We start from the raw sequence: 15,520 nt of genomic DNA on the forward strand, positions 1-15,520 counted from the left end.
TTCATAACTTCTCACCCGCCGGAAGTGCGTCGAGTTCGGACGGCGAGTCCTCGTCGCCGGATTCGGGCGCCTCGTGGTGTTCTTCCCTGCCGTCAGTGACGGGTTCAAGTGGTTCCTGGGCGACGCGCGCGTCCTCGGCGTCGTCGTCGACGACGTCATCGGCTTCCAACGTGAACATGCGATAGATCAGGGCGAGAGTGAATGCGGCAACACCCATGGTGATGACGATCGCGGTGAGGATCATGCCCTGGGCCAACGGATCTGCCATAGAGGTCCGGCCCGCGGACTCGCGTCCGATGATCGGTGGATTACCGGACGGGCCGCCCACGGTGAGGATCAGCAGGTTCACCGCGTTGCCGACGAGAAGCAGGCCCAACACCATGCGCGTCAGGTTGCGTTCGAGCATCAGGTACACGCCGCATGCGGTGAGGGCGCCGATGATGATGAGTAGTCCGAGATTGGTCATGACGCGCGCACCCCCGCCCGGGTCCGTGGAGACTCTTCGAGCTCCACATCCAAGCGTGCGCCCAGGCTGCGCAGCACATCGAGTACCAGACCGACGACCACCAGGTACACGCCCAGATCGAAGAACAGTGCCGTCACGATCTTGACGTGCCCAAATCCGAGCACATCGAATTGGATTGTGGCCGAAGACAACACCGGGGCCCCCAGCAAGATCGAAGCCAATGCTGTCCCGCCGGAAAACGCCAGCCCGAGCCCGAGGATCTTGCCTGCGTCGAATGGCAGTGTCTCGCCCAGCTCATACCGCCCACCGGCGAGGTAGCGCAGTACGAGAGCCAGACCGGCCGTGAGGCCACCGGCGAATCCACCGCCCGGAACGTTGTGTCCGGCGAAGAAGAAGTAGAACGACAACACCATGACCAGCGGGAAGATGAGTCGTGTCGCGACTTCCAGAACCAACGACCGGTGCTTGGGGTCGCGCAGTTCGCTCCCGCGCAACCAGACGCTGGAGGCCACCACCACATCCGGTTGACCCGCCGCGTCCCCGACCCGGGGAGCTCTTCCGAAACGCCGGTGCCGGAACATCAACGAAGCCACGCCCGTCGCGGCAACCAGCAGTACCGAGATCTCGCCGAGGGTGTCCCAGGCACGGATATCCACCAGCAGCACGTTCACCGAGTTGGCGCCGTGCCCGCGCTGATATGCCGCCTCGGGGAGCAGGTCGGCGATCGGGCGATCACGTCGCGCCGCCATCGCGTACACCCCTAGCGCCGTCACGGTGCATCCGACCGCAATCGCGAGCACGGCACGGGGCAGCCGGAATCTGTTGGCCTGCTCAGCATCCGACTCGGCGGGTAGGGCGCGCAACACCAATACGAAAATGACGAGGGTCAGGGTCTCGACGAGGAACTGCGTCAGCGCCAGATCTGGCGCCCCGTGGAGTGCGAAGATAACGCCTGTTCCGTAGCCAGTGATGCCGACGAGCAGCACCGCCGCCAGACGGTTGCGCATGACGGTGGCGCCGATGGCGGCGGCAAGCATCAGTAACCCGACCACCCCCTGCAGCGGCGAATCCCACAGTTTGAGGTGCGGCTCGTCGCGGGCTCCGAGTGCCAGCACAATGGTCGGCAGTGTCACCAGGGTCACCAGAATGGTGGCCTGGGTGAACGGGATCGAGCCTCGTTGCGTCAGTGCGGTCAGCCGCTGGGACAGCACATCGGCACCGCGCAGAACGGCGTCGTAGCCGCGGTCGGCATTACCCAGTGGGTTGACGGCGAGCCGGGCCTTGCGCAGGCGTCCCCGCGAGAAGAACGCGAAGATACCGACCGCGAACGCGATCGCGGTAAGCAGCAGCGGTACGCCGAAGCCCTCCCAGATCGCGATATGCGCGTCGACGGGATTGGCGTAGCTGCCCAGCGCCCAGTTGAGCCAGTCGGGCAGTATCCCGGCCGCGATGCTTGCCACCGACAGCACGGCGGGTGCCACCAGGAAGGCAGGCGCCGGAGCGTGCATGCCCTGTACGCGGGCGCTTGGCTCGGGTAAACCCTTGCGTGCGAATGCTCCCCAGATGAACCGCATGCTGTACGTGATGGTGAACATGGATCCGACGACTATCCCCGCCAGCACCCAGGGGGCGGAAGAACCGAGCACCTGACTGTGCAGCACCGTCGCGAAGGCCAGCTCCTTACCGACAAATCCGAGGGTCAGTGGAACCCCCGCCATGCTCGAGGCGGCCAGCCCGGCAATCACGAGTAGAGACGGTTCGCGTCTTCCGAGCCACGCCAACTTGCGGATATCGCGGGTCCCGACGGTGTGGTCGATGATTCCCACCACCATGAACAGTGCGGCCTTGAACAGGGCGTGCGCGCACAGCATGACCAGCCCGGCCAACAGGATGTCGGGATCACCAGTGCCCGTGAGCACCACCAGGAATCCGAGTTGGCTCACCGTGCCGAAGGCCAGGATCAGCTTGAGGTCGTACTCGCGCAGGGCGCGCCAGCCCGCCAGGATCATGGTGGCGATGCCCAACACCAGCACGACGGGCCGCCACGGTGTCGCCTCGGCGAATCCCGGCGACATGCGGGCCACCAGATAGATACCGGCCTTCACCATGGCCGCGGCATGGAGATAGGCGCTGACCGGGGTTGGTGCGGCCATGGCGCCGGGAAGCCAAAAGTGCAGGGGGACAATGGCGGACTTGCTCAGGGCGCCGATCAGTATCAGCACCAGACCGACGCTGGCGGCCATACCCGATGGCGGATCTGCGATCAGGTCAGAGAGCAGGAAGCTTCCGCCGACATGGCCGAGCACGATGATCCCGACCAGCATCGCCAGTCCACCAGCAGTGGTCACCAGCAGTGCTTGTACCGCCGCGCGGCGACTCGCGAGTCGTTCCGCGTAGTGACCCACCAAGAGGAAGGACAGCACGGTCGTCAGTTCCCAGAAGATGTACAGCAGCAGCAGGTTGTCGCTTATCACCAGACCGAACATGGCCCCGGAGAAGGCCACCAGCTCGGCAGCGAAACTCGGAAGCCGTGGCTCGGTGTGCCCGTCCCGATGCCGGAAGTAGCTCGCGCAATAGAACAGCACCAGCGACCCGATGCCGAGCACCAGCACGCCCATGATCGCGGCCAGCGAGTCGAAGCGCAGAGAGATGTCCATCGCCAGCTCGGGCACCCAGGGGATGTCGATACGAGTGTCCGCCCCGGCGGCAGGCCATCTTGCCAATACCCAGATCAGCGAACCCAAAGGGACCAGGGCAAGAGGGTAGAACGCCAGTCGACCAACGCGCGCCACAAGTAACGGCGCCATCGCGGCGGCAAGTGCGTGGGCAAGCAGAATGGCAAGCAAAGGCACTCCCGTCTATCGGTTGTTGGGCGGGGTGTCGTGCTGCCTAGTTTACGGGGCGCTCGTCGATTGGCGCGACGCAACCCTTTTCAGCGGTTGTCAGCAAACGCGCGCAGGGATGCTACCTGCACGGGATCCAACGACGGACGTACTGTGGCCCGCGCGGTTTCGATATCGGCGACTGTCACATCGGCGGCGTCGATGGATCGCCGCATGGCCGCCATCGCGGCCTCGCGCAGCAGCGCCGCACAGTCGGCGGCCGAGAAGCCGTCCAGGCCAGCTGCGAGCGCGTCCAGATCCACATCGGCGTCCAGTGGTACCGCCCGCGCGGCCGTCTTGAGAATGTCTTTGCGGGCCTGAGCATCCGGTGGCTCGACGAACACCAGGCGTTCCATCCGGCCTGGACGCAGCAGCGCCGGGTCGATGAGCTCGGGCCGGTTGGTGGCGCCGAGCACCACCACATCGCGCAGCGGTTCCACCCCGTCCAGTTCGGTCAGCAGGGCCGCCACCACGCGATCGGTGACACCCGAGTCGAAGCTCTGCCCGCGCCTCGGCGCCAGTGCGTCCACTTCGTCCAGGAAGACCAGTGATGGCGCCGAATCGCGCGCACGCCGAAACAGCTCGCGCACCGCCTGCTCGGAGGCGCCGACCCACTTGTCCATCAGCTCGGCGCCCTTGACCGCGTGCACCGACAACCGTCCGGAGCTAGCCAGCGCCCGCACCACGAAGGTCTTTCCGCAGCCGGGCGGTCCATACAGCAGTACCCCACGGGGCGGGTCCACGCCGAGGCGTTCGAAAGTGTCCGGATGCTGCAACGGCCACAGGACGGCCTCTGTCAGAGCCTGTTTGGTGGCCACCATGTCGCCGACGTCGTCGAGAGTTATCGACCCGACGGCCACTTCCTCAGTGCTGGAACGGGACAGCGGTCGGATCACCGACAGGGCACCGACAAGATCTTCCTGGGTCAGGGCGGGGGCGCTGGCCTTCTCGCTGGCCCGTGCCGCTGCCCGCAATGCGGCTTCGCGGACCAGCGCGGCCAGATCGGCCACCACAAAACCTGGTGTTCGCGCGGCGATCTCGTCGAGCTGTAGGTCCTGCGCCGGCACCTTCGTCAAGAGGACTTCCAGCAGTGACTTACGGGTAGCGGCGTCGGGCAGGCTCAGGCCCAGCTCACGGTCGCACAGCTCGGGAGCGCGCAGGCGTACGTCGATGGCGTCGGGATGTGCGGTCGTTGCGATGAATGCAACGCCGGAAGTGGCTACCGCTGAACGTAGTTCGGCCAGGATGAGTGTCGCCACGGGTTCTGCGGTGGCCGGCAGCAGAGCGTCGATATCGGAGATCAGCAAGACGCCGCCAGACTGCCGGATCCGGCTCACGGCCTCCCGTATCGCGGTGAGACGTCCTTCCGCGGTGGTGGCCCCCACTTCCGGCCCGTCCAGCTCGACGAGCGTGCGTGGCGCACAGACCGCGCGCGCCAGCGTCGTCTTGCCGACGCCGGCGGGGCCAGATATCAGCACACCCAGATTCGGCTGCGCACCCAGTGTTTTCAGCAGGCCGGGTTCATCGAGGGCGAGTTTGAGCCACTCGGTGAGCCGGGTCGCCTGCGCCCGGGAGCCCTTGAGGTCCTCCACGGATATCGCGGCGGGGGGCTCGGGTGACGGAGCCACAGCGACGGCTTCGGCAGGCAGAGCCGTCTGTCGCGCATTGGGGCTCAACGGGTTTGCGCCCTGCCAGCTGACAAGAGAATTGGGTTGCACGCTGACCGGACCGGCCGGATCGACCGCCGTCACCGTGAGCAACTCGGAGGTCCAGGTTATCCCCACCGACCGGGCCAGCGTCGTCGTAGCCTCCGACGTGGACGTGCCAGGTCCGAGGTCCCGTGGCAGCAGCGACACGGTATCCCCAACGGTCATGACCTTGCCCAGTAGCGCCAGCCGAAGAGTCGCGGACGAAACAGATTGGGTGGCAAGAGAAGAACCGCTGACGCTGACTGACCGTGCGCCATACACCGTTACGGGGGCGACGATGACCGACGCATCCTCGCGCAACCCCGCGTTGGACAGCGTGACGTCGTCGAGCAGGGCGGTGCCGGCCGGAACTGAGCGCGGTGCAACCCCGACGACAGCCGCCGTTGTTCGTGATCCGGTCAGAGAAATCGCATCCCACTCCCGGATGCCAAGGGCTGCAATCGCTTCTGGATGCAAGCGGACCACGCCGCGCCGCGAGTCGACGGCCGAAGTGTTGAGGCGAGCGGTGAGAGTCAGTGACGGGCCATTGGGGCCAAGAGCATCGGGATGTTCGCTCATGCGTACCTAGCGTGGCCCACCGGGCCGGCGCAACCCCAGACGCTCCGCTGTGCGCCGCTTGGGGAGTGCGGCGTGCCGGAAGGCGCGCCGCTGGTCCCGGCGCTGATCGCGGCGTAGATCCCGTCGCTCCTTGGGTTTGGCGTCCCACGACTCAGGTCGGGCCGCCACCCAGCGCTGACTGCGCCAGGCGAACGGGATATGGGCAAGGTAGACAACGATCAGAATCAGCAGCAGTACGTATGGGTATTGCAGCAGTCCGGCGGCGGCCACCGTCACCAGCGCGAGCAGCAGGACCACCATGCGGGGCGGCACGGAGACGGATTTCATGGCCGCGGTGGGGATCTGGCTAACGATGAGCATGGATACGAACACCATCCATGCGCATATCGCCCATACCGACGACCACCATCCGTCGCCGAATTGCAGCAAGGCCGCCAGCGGGGCCAGCACCATCAGCGCGCCCGCGGGGGAGGGCACTCCGACGAAATACTCCTTGGTGAACGCGGGTTGGGAATCGTCGTCAAGCAATGTGTTGAAGCGAGCCAGCCGCAGCACGATGCACACCGCGTAGAGAAGCGAAAAGACCCATGCTGTCGGGGTATCCGAGAGCATCGAGATGTAGAGCACCACCGCGGGCGCGACACCGAAGTTCACCGCGTCGGCCAGCGAGTCGATCTCCGCGCCCATTCGCGATGTCGCGTCCAAGAGCCGGGCGATCCTGCCGTCGAGACCGTCGAGGATCGCGGCCGCGGCGATCAGGGTCAGCGAGATGTAGGGCTTTCCGTCGAACGCGAACTTGATCGAGGACAGGCCACCGCAGATCGCCAGCACCGTCATCACACTCGGCAGAATCCGGATGTGTACGGGGCGCTTCGAGGACGCGGCTTGGTTCATGACTGAGCCGCTTACGCGTTATCGGTGGAGGACGGCAGCTCGGCCAGCACGGTCTCGGCGCCCACGGCTCGTTGCCCTGGCTGGACAAGAATTTTCGACCCCTCGGGCAGGTAGGTGTCTACCCGGGAACCGAATCGGATCAATCCGTAGGTGTCGCCGATGGACAACTGGTCACCGACCTTGGCGTGGCAGATGATCCGGCGTGCGATGAGTCCGGCGATCTGGACCACCACCACATCGTGCCCGGTGCGAGTACGGATCTGCACGCTGTTGCGTTCGTTGGCAACGCTCGCCTCGGCACGGTCGGCCGACAGGAACTGCCCACTGCGGTGAATGACTGCCGTCGCCTCACCGGCGACGGGGACCCGCTGCACGTGAACATCGAACACCGACAGAAAGATGCTGATGCGGGGGAGAGGCTCGGCGGGCAGCCCCAGTTCCGGCGGAGGTACCGCGCGATCGACCAAGCAGATCTGGCCGTCGGCCGCGGCAACCACCACATCGGCACGGTTGGGTGGGATGCGCGCAGGATGCCGGAAGAATGCGGCGCACGCGCCCGCGAGCGCCAGCCCGGTTCCGCGAATCCAGCGATTCTTGAACCCAAGTCCCGCCAGCCCAACTCCACCGGCGATGAACGGGAGTCCTGCCGGATGGATCGGTGGGATCGTCGTGCGGATGAGTTCGACGATATGCGGGATGCCGGAGTCCGGCTCTGAACCTACGGGGCGGGGGCGTCTTGCCACCGGACCATCCTAGTGATGCGGGCATGCAGTTGGGGACGTGGTTCCCCAGACGCCGTTGTCAGGTGGTGCCTCCCGAGGGGTATCAACGAGTCACCTGAGTAATACACCTTTACGGTGCAGTCGGGTCGTATTCGCTCTTGGGCACAAACGAGTGCGAGTCTCACGCGAAAATCTGTCGTGAAATCCGCGTGAGGCTCGCACTCGAGTTCTCGGTGCTCCGCGGTGACTAGACAATCAACCGCCGTGATCAGCTCAGATTCCACACGCTGACAGTGGTCCCCGCCGCGAGTTCGGTGACATCCTCGGGGATGTCCAGCAGGCAGTTCGAGGCCGCCAGCCATCTCAAATGATGCGATGCGGGAGGTCCGACAGCCGTCACGGTCCCTCTGTCGGCATCCCAGTACCCGCGCCGGAACTGCCGCTTACCCGCGGGCGCGGAGATGGGATCGGTGAGGACGGCCTCGTGGCGCGCCCGCGCGGGCGCCAGCCCCATCGCCGCGCGTAACGGCTCGCGAATGAACACTTCGAACGACACCAGCGCGCTGACGGGATTGCCGGGCAGGGTGAGCACCGGGACGCCATTGACGTGTCCTGCTCCCTGTGGTTTGCCGGGCTGCATGGCCACCGAGACGAACTGGACACCGGCGTCGGTGAGTGCGTCCTTGACCACCTCATAGGCTCCGGCGCTGACTCCACCGGTGGTGATGACCAGGTCGGCCTGGGCGCCGAATTCGTCGAGTACTGCGAGGAATTGCTCGACATCGTCTGCGACGGTCGGCGCCACTACGGCGTCGGCCCCGGCCTCCTGGACAGCGGCGGCAAGCATGATGGCGTTGGATTCATAGATCTGCCCGGGCTTGAGGTCGGTGCCCGGGGGCACCAACTCGCTGCCGGTGGAGGCGATGACCACCCGCAGGCGCGGATGCACGGTCAGCTCCTCGAGTCCGAGTGCCGCCGCCAGACCCAACGCCGGTGCCATCAGCCGGGTGCCGGCGCTCAGTACGGTGTCGCCAACTCGTACATCCTCGCCTGCGGACCGGATGTGCTGGCCGGCACGGGGTTCTTCGGTGATGGCCACGGTTTCGGTGCCGCCGTCGGTGACTTCGACGGGCACCACCGCGGAGGCACCGGCGGGAAGGGGCGCACCCGTCATGATCCGGTGCGCGGTACCGGGTTTGAGCGTCAGGACGTCGGTGCGCCCGGCCGGGATGTCCTCGGTGACCGGCAATGTCACCGGATTGGTGGGCGAAGCCCCCGCGAGATCGTCGCGGTGGACCGCATACCCATCCATGGCCGAGTTGTCGAACACCGGCAGATTCAGTGGCGCGATCACGTCGGCGGCCAGGACCAGTCGCTCAGCCGCACCTACCGGCACCCGGACCAGCGCGGGCGCCTGGATCAATCCCGCGACGACTTGCTGGTGTTCGGCGACGGAACGCATCGGCTCATTATTGCCCGACCACCCAGCGCATACCGCACGCAGGGGTTTCGCTGAGTCCGGTGGGTCCGGAATGCCCTCGGCGTGCGCCGCGCACGGCATGGCGGGAAAATAGCGCCATGACCGTCGGCGGAGTGCTCTTCGATATCGACGGGGTCCTGGTGACCTCGTGGGAGCCGATCGACGGCGCCGCGCAGGCCCTCAAGGTGCTGGAGAGTGATGACGTTCGTCGTTGCTTCTTGACGAACACCACCTCGCGTACCCGAGTGCAGATCGCGGAGCTGTTGACCGCCGCGGGCCTGGCGGTGCCCGCCGACGAGGTGATTACCGCCGCCATGCTGACCGCCGATCACGTGATCGCCCAGCACCCCGGCGCCCGGTGCTATCTGCTGAACGACGGGGACATCACCGCCGACATGCCTGGGGTCGACTTCGTCGAATCCCTCTCCGATGATCCCGACGTCATCATTCTTGGTGGGGCCGGTCCGCAGTTCGATCATGTGGCGCTGAGCCGGGTATACGACCTGATGGCTCAGGGAATCCCGGTGGTCGCGATGCATCGCAACGCGGTGTGGAGCACACGCGAGGGATTGCGCGTCGATACCGGTGTGTACCTGGCGGGCATGGAACAGGTTTCGGGGCGCAAGGCGGTCGCTGTCGGCAAGCCCGCCCCGGCGGGATTTCAGCTGGCCGCCGAGCGGATGGGGTGCGAGCCGGATCAAGTCGTGATGGTGGGCGACGACCTGCATGTCGATGTGCTGGCGGCCCAGGTGGTCGGGATGACGGGTGTGCTGGTGCGCACCGGGAAGTTCCGTCAAGACACCCTCGACAGATGGGCTGCCGATCAGTATTCGATGCAACCCGCGTACGTCATCGATTCGATCGCCGATTTGCCGTCCTTGTTGTCGGACCTGTGAGCCAGAATCTGCCTCATGATCGACCACTTCGGTATCAACTGCGCGGACCTGCCGACCGCGGCCGCGTTCTATGACAAGGTGCTCGGGGTTCTCGGGTACACGCGACAGATGGATTTCGGTGTCGCCATCGGGTACGGGACCGCGGGAAAGCCTGACTTTTGGATCGGCGGCGGCGATGCCGCGGGCGGACCCAATCGCGAGATCCACGTTGCCTTCTCTGCCGAGAGCACCGAGAAGGTCGACGAGTTCTTCACGACGGCGACGGGTGAAGGCGCCGAGGCCCTTCATGCGCCGCGGCTATGGCCGGAGTATCACCCGGGTTATTACGGTGCGTTCGTCCGCGACCCTGACGGCAACAACGTCGAGGCGGTGTTTCACGGGGCGGCGCCCGCCTAAGGGCCGGCACTGACAATCGGCGCCGGCGCGCTGGCCGGTTCCCGCGCCGGCGATGCGGGTTTGACGGGTGCCACGCCGGCGGGCATGACGATCGGAGGCGGTGCGGCGCCCTGTTGACCGGCGGAATCGGTGTCCGAGTCGGGTTCAGGTGGCCAGTCCACACTCGTCGGGGGCCAACTCTCGGCCTTGTCGCCGCCGGTCGCGGCGGCTGGGGGAGCACATCCTTGCGCCGCGCCGAAGTCGCCGGGGCTGCAGTTGTCCGCCCGTGCCACGGATGCCGGACCGACAATGAGGCTTGCGCACAAGGTGGTGGCGATGATCAGCCGTGCCATTCGGTGGCGTTGTAGTCGCGCGTGGGTAGGGCTCATAGCGAAAGAATGTCCCCGTACACGTTCACGCTGTCGTCGGACTTGTCGGTGTCGATCAGCGCCGTCGTGAAGAACCGGATGGAGACTGGTCCGCCGCAGGCGTCGACTTTCACGTGGGCATCGTGAACCACGATTTCGCCGGTGCGTCCTTTGAGGGCCTTCTTGCCCAGCACGATGTTCTTGATCGTCCCCGGAAGCAGATTGACCGAGATGCTCCCGTTGACTTCCGCGTAAGGGCCGACCATAGCCAGCAGATTGCTGCCGCCGGAGAAGCCGGGACTGACTCCCGCGTCCGCGCCGACGTCGACGCTTCCGCCCTCGCTGAGGTCGATCTGGCAGCCCAGCTGCAACCCCATGACGAGGGTTCCGGAGTTGACCGGAACCGCGCCGTTACCGTCGATGCTGGCGAGGGCCTTGCCGGTGACAAACCCCTCTCGTGTGAACGCTGTGGCGGCCATGTTTGGCACAGAGTTGATAGTCATCCGCGACAGCGCAGCACTCAGATGCCAGCCGTCGTCGGTATCGGCAGACTGGCTGACGTCGGCGACCGGCAGCGGGTCTGCCGCAGCCACTCCCGTGCCCGAGCACAGAAGTGAAATTACAAGGGTGGCAACAGAAGTAAGTTTGCGCACGGACCCGCCTTACATGCAGTAGGTGGCCAAGCTCAGTGATCCGGCGATGAGCGTATTGACCCCTGCTGTGGGATTCCTGGTATCGAACACCGGGAGAACTGTGAATAAGCAGGCTGGGCAGCGCGGTGGATCTGGGGCAGGATGCGTGTGTGACCGCACATTGGAGCGCCGCCGACATTCCCGACCAGACGGGACGCGTCGCCATCATCACCGGTGCCAATACCGGACTGGGCCTGGAGACGGCCCGCGCGTTGGCGGCCGCGGGGGCGCAGGTAGTTCTTGCGGTCCGCGATCTGGACAAGGGTGCTGCCGCTGTCGAAGAGATCGGGAAGACCGCGCCCGCAGGCAACCTGGCGCTGCAGCGCCTGGATCTATCTTCCCTCTCGGATATCCGTTCTGCCGCTGAACAATTGGGTGATCAATACCCACAGATCGATCTGCTCATCAATAACGCCGGGGTGATGTATCCGCCGAAGGGCAACACCGCGGACGGTTTCGAGCTGCAGTTCGGCACCAACCATCTGGGCCATTTCGCCCTCACCGCCCTGCTGCTGGAGAACCTGACGACGGTGCGTGGCTCCCGCGTCGTAACCGTCAGTAGCAACGGTCATAAGTTCAGAGCCGCAATACATTTCGATGACTTACAGTGGGAGCGCAATTACAGCCGGGTGGGGGCATATGCCCAGTCGAAGCTGGCCAATCTGTTGTTCACCTACGAGCTGCAGCGGCGCCTCCACGCTGCGGGGGCCGAGACGGTGGCGTTGGCGGCGCATCCCGGTGCGTCGGGTACCGAGCTGATGCGTCACATCACCTTCGGTCCGGAGGCGCTCAGTGCGGCGGCGTTGAAACTCGCCCAGAGTCCGGCCATGGGCGCCTTGCCCAGTCTGCGTGCCGCTACGGACCCCACCGCCGTCGGTGGCCAGTACTACGGGCCCTCGGGCTTTGGTGAGTTTCGTGGGTATCCCAAGGTGGTCAAGTCCACCAGGCAGTCACACGATCAGGCTCTGCAACAACGGCTTTGGTCTGTCTCGGGAGAGTTGACTGGAGTGAGTTTCCCCGTCTAGAGCTCCCGATGCAGGGTGCGCACGGCGACGATGCGTTCCTTGAGCTGATCGCGGGTGGCCGCGGCCACCGGGGGGCCTCCGCACCGCCTGCGCAGCTCATTGTGAATCCAGCCGTGCGGTTTACCCGACTTGAAGTGCGTGGCCGACACCAAGGCGTTGAGCTCGCGACGCAGTTCGCGCAGTTGACCGTGTGTCGAAGTGATTTCCGGGGGTACCTCGCCGGAAGCGGTGCGCTTGGTGAGCTGCTCTTCTTGTCTGCGCCGCAACAGATCTCGCATCTGATTCGGATCGAGCAGGCCGGGAATGCCGAGGTACTCGGCTTCCTCCTCGCTGCCGGCTGGCGTCGCGGTGCCAAAGGAGGCGCCGTCGAAGATCACCTGATCCAGTTCGGCACTGGCACTGAGCGATTCGAAGCCCTTCTCTTCCTCGCCCGGTTCGGTGCGCTTGCGCTCCACCGGCTCCTCATCGCCCATCGGCTCGCGGTGTGGTTTACCGAGTACGTGATTGCGCTGCTCTTCCAGCAGACTGGCGAGTTCCAGCAGTGTCGGCACCGAGGGCAGGAAGATGCTGGCCGTCTCACCTTGTGTTCGGGAGCGCACATACCGGCCGATCGCCTGGGCGAAGAACAGCGGCGTCGAGGCACTTGTCGCGTACACGCCGACGGCAAGGCGCGGCACGTCGACGCCCTCGGACACCATGCGCACCGCGACCATCCACTCGCTGGTGCTGTTGGAGAACTGCGCGATGCGATCCGAGGACTTCGGGTCGTCCGAGAGCACCACCGTGGGTTCCGATCCGGTGATGGTGGTCAGTAGTTTCGCGTAGGCGCGGGCCGCCTTCTGATCGGAGGCGATGATCATGGCGCCGGCATCGGTCATCCCGCCATTGCGCTTCTGCTGCAGCCGCGCATGGGCGGCGCGCAGCACCGCGGGTATCCATTCGCCATTGGGATCCAAGGTGGTGCGCCATGCGCGCGCAGTCTGCTCGGCGGTGAGTGGTTCGCCGAGGCGCGCGGCATGTTCCTCGCCGGCACTGTCACGCCAACGGGCCTCGCCCGAGTACGCCATGAACACCACGGGACGCACCACGCCGTCGGCCAGCGCCTCGGAGTAGCCGTAGGTGTGGTCGGCTTGCGAGCGCTGGAAGCCCGCGCCGTCGGGCTCGTAGTTGATGAATGGGATCGGGCTGTCGTCACTGCGGAACGGGGTTCCGGTCAAGGAGAGGCGCCGCGTCGCGTCGTCGAAGGCTTCGCGGACCGCTTCACCCCAGCTCTTGGCATCTCCGGCGTGGTGGATCTCGTCGAAGATCACCAACGTGCGGTGGTTCTCCGTGCGGACCCGGTGCCGGGTGGGGTGACTTGCCACCTGCGCATAGGTGACGACGACTCCGTGGTACTCCGAGGAGTTCTGTGCGTCCGAGTTGCTGAATCTCGGGTCCAGAGACAGCCCGAAGGAAGTGGCCGACTGAGCCCACTGGACCTTGAGGTGTTCGGTCGGCACCACCACGGTGATCTTGTCGACCGTGCCGTCGGCCAGCAGCTCGGTAGCAATGCGCAGGGCAAACCTTGTTTTCCCTGATCCCGGGGTCGCGACCGCCAGGAAATCTCGGGGCTTGGCGGCCAAATACCGCACTAATGCCCTACGCTGCCAGCCCCGCAATGTATGGGTGCTGGGCGCCTCTACAGCCCGCACCCGTCAGACTCCTCACTGATTGGACTGCAGACTAGCGCAACGGATTACGGGAGTGCATCCCGACGGGCGTGGCGGGCACCGCGTGTCGTGTCACCAGAGTGACAGTCGGCGACAATCAGCACAGTGCCCGCCTCTTTCCGTTCAGCTCACTTCACCGGGAAGACCACGTCGGTGAGTTCTTCAGATACCGACCACAAACGTCGCTGCAAATTGAGGTCATAGGATTGCTCGCTCGATGCGACGACCTTGGGGTTGCCGCGTTGTTCGCCGAATCCGTCCGGTCCGTAGTACTGCCCGCCCAGGGCCGCAGGGTCGGTGGCGGCCCGCAGTGTAGGCAGCGCGCCCATGTCCGCACCCTGGACCAGCAATGGCGCCACCACGTTGAAAACGGCCCGGACCCACAGCGGAGAGTTGCGGGCCAGCTCGGTGTTGGAGCCGCCGGGGTGCGCCGCCAGGGCGGCCGTATTGGTGCCTGCCAGGCGCCGCTGCAGTTCGTAGGTGAACAACAGATTGGCCAGCTTCGATTGTCCATAGGCCGCGACCCTGTTGTAGTCGCGTTCCCATTGCAGGTCATCGAAGTGGATCCCGGCGCGAATGCGGTGCCCGATGCTGGAGACGGTCACCACACGTGAACCCTCGACAGGTAGCAGGTGGTCCAGGAGCAGGCCGGTGAATGCGTAGTGCCCCAGGTGATTGGTGCCGAACTGCAGCTCGAAGCCGTCGGCGGTGGTGGATTTCTCGGTCCACATGACCCCGGCGTTGTTGATCAGCAGGTCGATCTTGTCGTAGCGCGACTTGAGCTCGTCACTGGCCCGGCGTACCGACTCCAGCGAGGAAAGGTCCAACGGCTGCAGGGTCACGTCGGCGTTCGAGTGGGCCGCGGTGATCGCGTCGGCCGCTGCCTTTCCCTTCTCCGTATTGCGCACCGCGAGCACAACGTGGGCGCCGTGCGCGGCGAGCGCCTTGGCGGTCTCCAGCCCGAGGCCGGTGTTGGCACCGGTGATGATCGCGACGCGACCGGTCTGATCGGGGATGTCGGTGGTATTCCATTTGGTCATGGGGGCTCCTTGGGTAATATCTTCAGTAAACGGGGCGGCTACTCCGCTTACGAATATACGGAACGCACGCCCCGTTTTGTCAAGGCGTGTTGGAACCTCGAGGAGTGTGAGATGGATCAACCTGCCCGGCCCTTGCGTGCTGACGCCGCCCGCAACCGTGCGCGGGTCCTTGAGGTTGCCTATCAAACGTTTGCCGAGGAGGGCCTCGGTGTCCCGATCGACGAGATCGCGCGGCGCGCGGGAGTGGGTGCCGGGACCGTCTACCGGCATTTTCCGGCCAAGGAGGATCTGTATCGCGCCGTCGCGGAAGACCGGATGAGCACAGTGATCGGTAAGGGGCGCGAGCTACTGGAGTCGGCCGATCCGGGTGAGGCGCTATTCGGATTCCTGCGCGTGATGGTCGAGTGGGGTGGGACCGATCAGGGATTGGTGGATGCCCTGGCCGGCGCGGGTGTCAGTGTCGAAGCTCTTATCCCTCAGATCGAGGAATCCTTCTACGCGGTCCTGGGTGATTTGGTGAAGGCCGCACAGCGGGCGGGCACGGTGCGCTCCGATATCGGCGTGCACGAGGTAAAGGCGCTCCTGGTGGGGTGCCAGGCCATGCAGAGCTACAACAAAGAGGTCTCGCAGCAGGTCACCGACGTTGTCTTCGACGGGCTACGGCCGCGTCGTTAGGCGCGTCATAGGCAGGGCCGTGTTCGCGG

14 protein-coding genes are annotated in these 15,520 nt (G+C 65.4%); 4 read left to right on the forward strand and 10 right to left on the reverse strand.

Features of this window, described 5'->3' with window-relative positions; all coding sequences use genetic code 11:
• Position 1: 1 nt before the first annotated feature.
• The 6 genes from AOT87_RS15705 to glp all read right to left on the reverse strand — a co-directional run bounded on the left by AOT87_RS15705 (position 2) and on the right by glp (position 8,693).
• Positions 2-466: a Na(+)/H(+) antiporter subunit C gene (locus AOT87_RS15705; protein ID WP_057967081.1), complete on the reverse strand. Its 465-nt coding sequence runs from the start codon at positions 464-466 to the stop codon at positions 2-4.
• The gene (locus AOT87_RS15710) at positions 463-3,312 is read right to left on the reverse strand and encodes a Na+/H+ antiporter subunit A (RefSeq protein WP_057967122.1); all 2,850 of its coding nucleotides are present in this window, start codon (positions 3,310-3,312) and stop codon (positions 463-465) included. Before AOT87_RS15710 ends, AOT87_RS15705 begins: the two co-directional genes overlap by 4 nt.
• A gap of 86 nt (positions 3,313-3,398) precedes the next feature.
• The gene (locus tag AOT87_RS15715; RefSeq protein ID WP_057967080.1) at positions 3,399-5,615 is read right to left on the reverse strand and encodes an AAA family ATPase; all 2,217 of its coding nucleotides are present in this window, start codon (positions 5,613-5,615) and stop codon (positions 3,399-3,401) included.
• Between the two features lie 6 nt (positions 5,616-5,621).
• Positions 5,622-6,509 (reverse strand): CDP-diacylglycerol--serine O-phosphatidyltransferase, encoded by an 888-nt coding sequence (gene pssA / locus AOT87_RS15720; protein WP_057965245.1) that lies wholly within the window; start codon positions 6,507-6,509, stop codon positions 5,622-5,624.
• Between the two features lie 11 nt (positions 6,510-6,520).
• The gene (locus tag AOT87_RS15725; protein ID WP_057967079.1) at positions 6,521-7,252 is read right to left on the reverse strand and encodes a phosphatidylserine decarboxylase; all 732 of its coding nucleotides are present in this window, start codon (positions 7,250-7,252) and stop codon (positions 6,521-6,523) included.
• Between the two features lie 247 nt (positions 7,253-7,499).
• Positions 7,500-8,693, reverse strand: coding sequence for a gephyrin-like molybdotransferase Glp (glp, locus tag AOT87_RS15730; RefSeq protein ID WP_057967078.1), 1,194 nt, complete (start codon positions 8,691-8,693; stop codon positions 7,500-7,502).
• A gap of 116 nt (positions 8,694-8,809) precedes the next feature.
• On the opposite strand from glp, the gene AOT87_RS15735 reads away from it, so the two are divergent.
• Together AOT87_RS15735 and AOT87_RS15740 are read left to right on the forward strand one after the other, a co-directional pair.
• Entirely contained in the window at positions 8,810-9,607 is a 798-nt protein-coding gene (locus AOT87_RS15735; RefSeq protein WP_030095715.1) for an HAD-IIA family hydrolase, read from the forward strand.
• 15 nt (positions 9,608-9,622) lie between these two features.
• Positions 9,623-10,003, forward strand: coding sequence for a VOC family protein (locus AOT87_RS15740; protein WP_057965244.1), 381 nt, complete (start codon positions 9,623-9,625; stop codon positions 10,001-10,003).
• Here AOT87_RS15740 and AOT87_RS15745 read toward each other — a convergent pair.
• Positions 10,000-10,371, reverse strand: coding sequence for a hypothetical protein (locus AOT87_RS15745; protein ID WP_081346281.1), 372 nt, complete (start codon positions 10,369-10,371; stop codon positions 10,000-10,002). The two genes, AOT87_RS15740 and AOT87_RS15745, sit on opposite strands and share 4 nt — an antisense overlap.
• Positions 10,368-10,943: an MspA family porin gene (locus tag AOT87_RS15750; protein WP_081342997.1), complete on the reverse strand. Its 576-nt coding sequence runs from the start codon at positions 10,941-10,943 to the stop codon at positions 10,368-10,370. Before AOT87_RS15750 ends, AOT87_RS15745 begins: the two co-directional genes overlap by 4 nt.
• Before the next feature lie 209 nt (positions 10,944-11,152).
• Here AOT87_RS15750 and AOT87_RS15755 point away from each other — a divergent pair, with 209 nt between their 5' ends.
• Positions 11,153-12,067 carry an SDR family NAD(P)-dependent oxidoreductase gene (locus AOT87_RS15755; RefSeq protein WP_057967120.1) on the forward strand — a complete coding sequence of 305 codons (915 nt, stop codon included), beginning with the start codon at positions 11,153-11,155 and terminating at the stop codon, positions 12,065-12,067.
• Here the strand turns inward: AOT87_RS15755 and AOT87_RS15760 are convergent.
• Positions 12,064-13,758 (reverse strand): DEAD/DEAH box helicase, encoded by a 1,695-nt coding sequence (locus AOT87_RS15760; protein ID WP_057967076.1) that lies wholly within the window; start codon positions 13,756-13,758, stop codon positions 12,064-12,066. The genes AOT87_RS15755 and AOT87_RS15760 overlap by 4 nt on opposite strands.
• A gap of 146 nt (positions 13,759-13,904) precedes the next feature.
• Complete coding sequence (locus tag AOT87_RS15765) at positions 13,905-14,816, reverse strand: SDR family NAD(P)-dependent oxidoreductase (protein ID WP_057967075.1); 912 nt, start codon at positions 14,814-14,816, stop codon at positions 13,905-13,907.
• Positions 14,817-14,927: 111 nt separating this feature from the next.
• Here AOT87_RS15765 and AOT87_RS15770 point away from each other — a divergent pair, with 111 nt between their 5' ends.
• Positions 14,928-15,491, forward strand: coding sequence for a TetR/AcrR family transcriptional regulator (locus AOT87_RS15770; protein ID WP_057967074.1), 564 nt, complete (start codon positions 14,928-14,930; stop codon positions 15,489-15,491).
• Positions 15,492-15,520 lie beyond the last annotated feature (29 nt).

This window comes from Mycobacteroides sp. H003 (assembly GCF_001440135.1).
Lineage (GTDB): Bacteria > Actinomycetota > Actinomycetes > Mycobacteriales > Mycobacteriaceae > Mycobacterium > Mycobacterium gwanakae.

What these genes read in the sequence shown, in the direction of transcription:
- AOT87_RS15705 (WP_057967081.1), bottom strand. Translation starts at nt 466, where the DNA reads ATGACCAATCTCGGACTACTCATCATCATCGGCGCCCTCACCGCATGC.
- AOT87_RS15715 (WP_057967080.1), bottom strand. Translation starts at nt 5,615, where the DNA reads ATGAGCGAACATCCCGATGCTCTTGGCCCCAATGGCCCGTCACTGACT.
- pssA (WP_057965245.1), bottom strand. Translation starts at nt 6,509, where the DNA reads ATGAACCAAGCCGCGTCCTCGAAGCGCCCCGTACACATCCGGATTCTG.
- glp (WP_057967078.1), bottom strand. Translation starts at nt 8,693, where the DNA reads ATGCGTTCCGTCGCCGAACACCAGCAAGTCGTCGCGGGATTGATCCAG.
- AOT87_RS15735 (WP_030095715.1), top strand. Translation starts at nt 8,810, where the DNA reads ATGACCGTCGGCGGAGTGCTCTTCGATATCGACGGGGTCCTGGTGACC.
- AOT87_RS15740 (WP_057965244.1), top strand. Translation starts at nt 9,623, where the DNA reads ATGATCGACCACTTCGGTATCAACTGCGCGGACCTGCCGACCGCGGCC.
- AOT87_RS15745 (WP_081346281.1), bottom strand. Translation starts at nt 10,371, where the DNA reads ATGAGCCCTACCCACGCGCGACTACAACGCCACCGAATGGCACGGCTG.
- AOT87_RS15765 (WP_057967075.1), bottom strand. Translation starts at nt 14,816, where the DNA reads ATGACCAAATGGAATACCACCGACATCCCCGATCAGACCGGTCGCGTC.
- AOT87_RS15770 (WP_057967074.1), top strand. Translation starts at nt 14,928, where the DNA reads ATGGATCAACCTGCCCGGCCCTTGCGTGCTGACGCCGCCCGCAACCGT.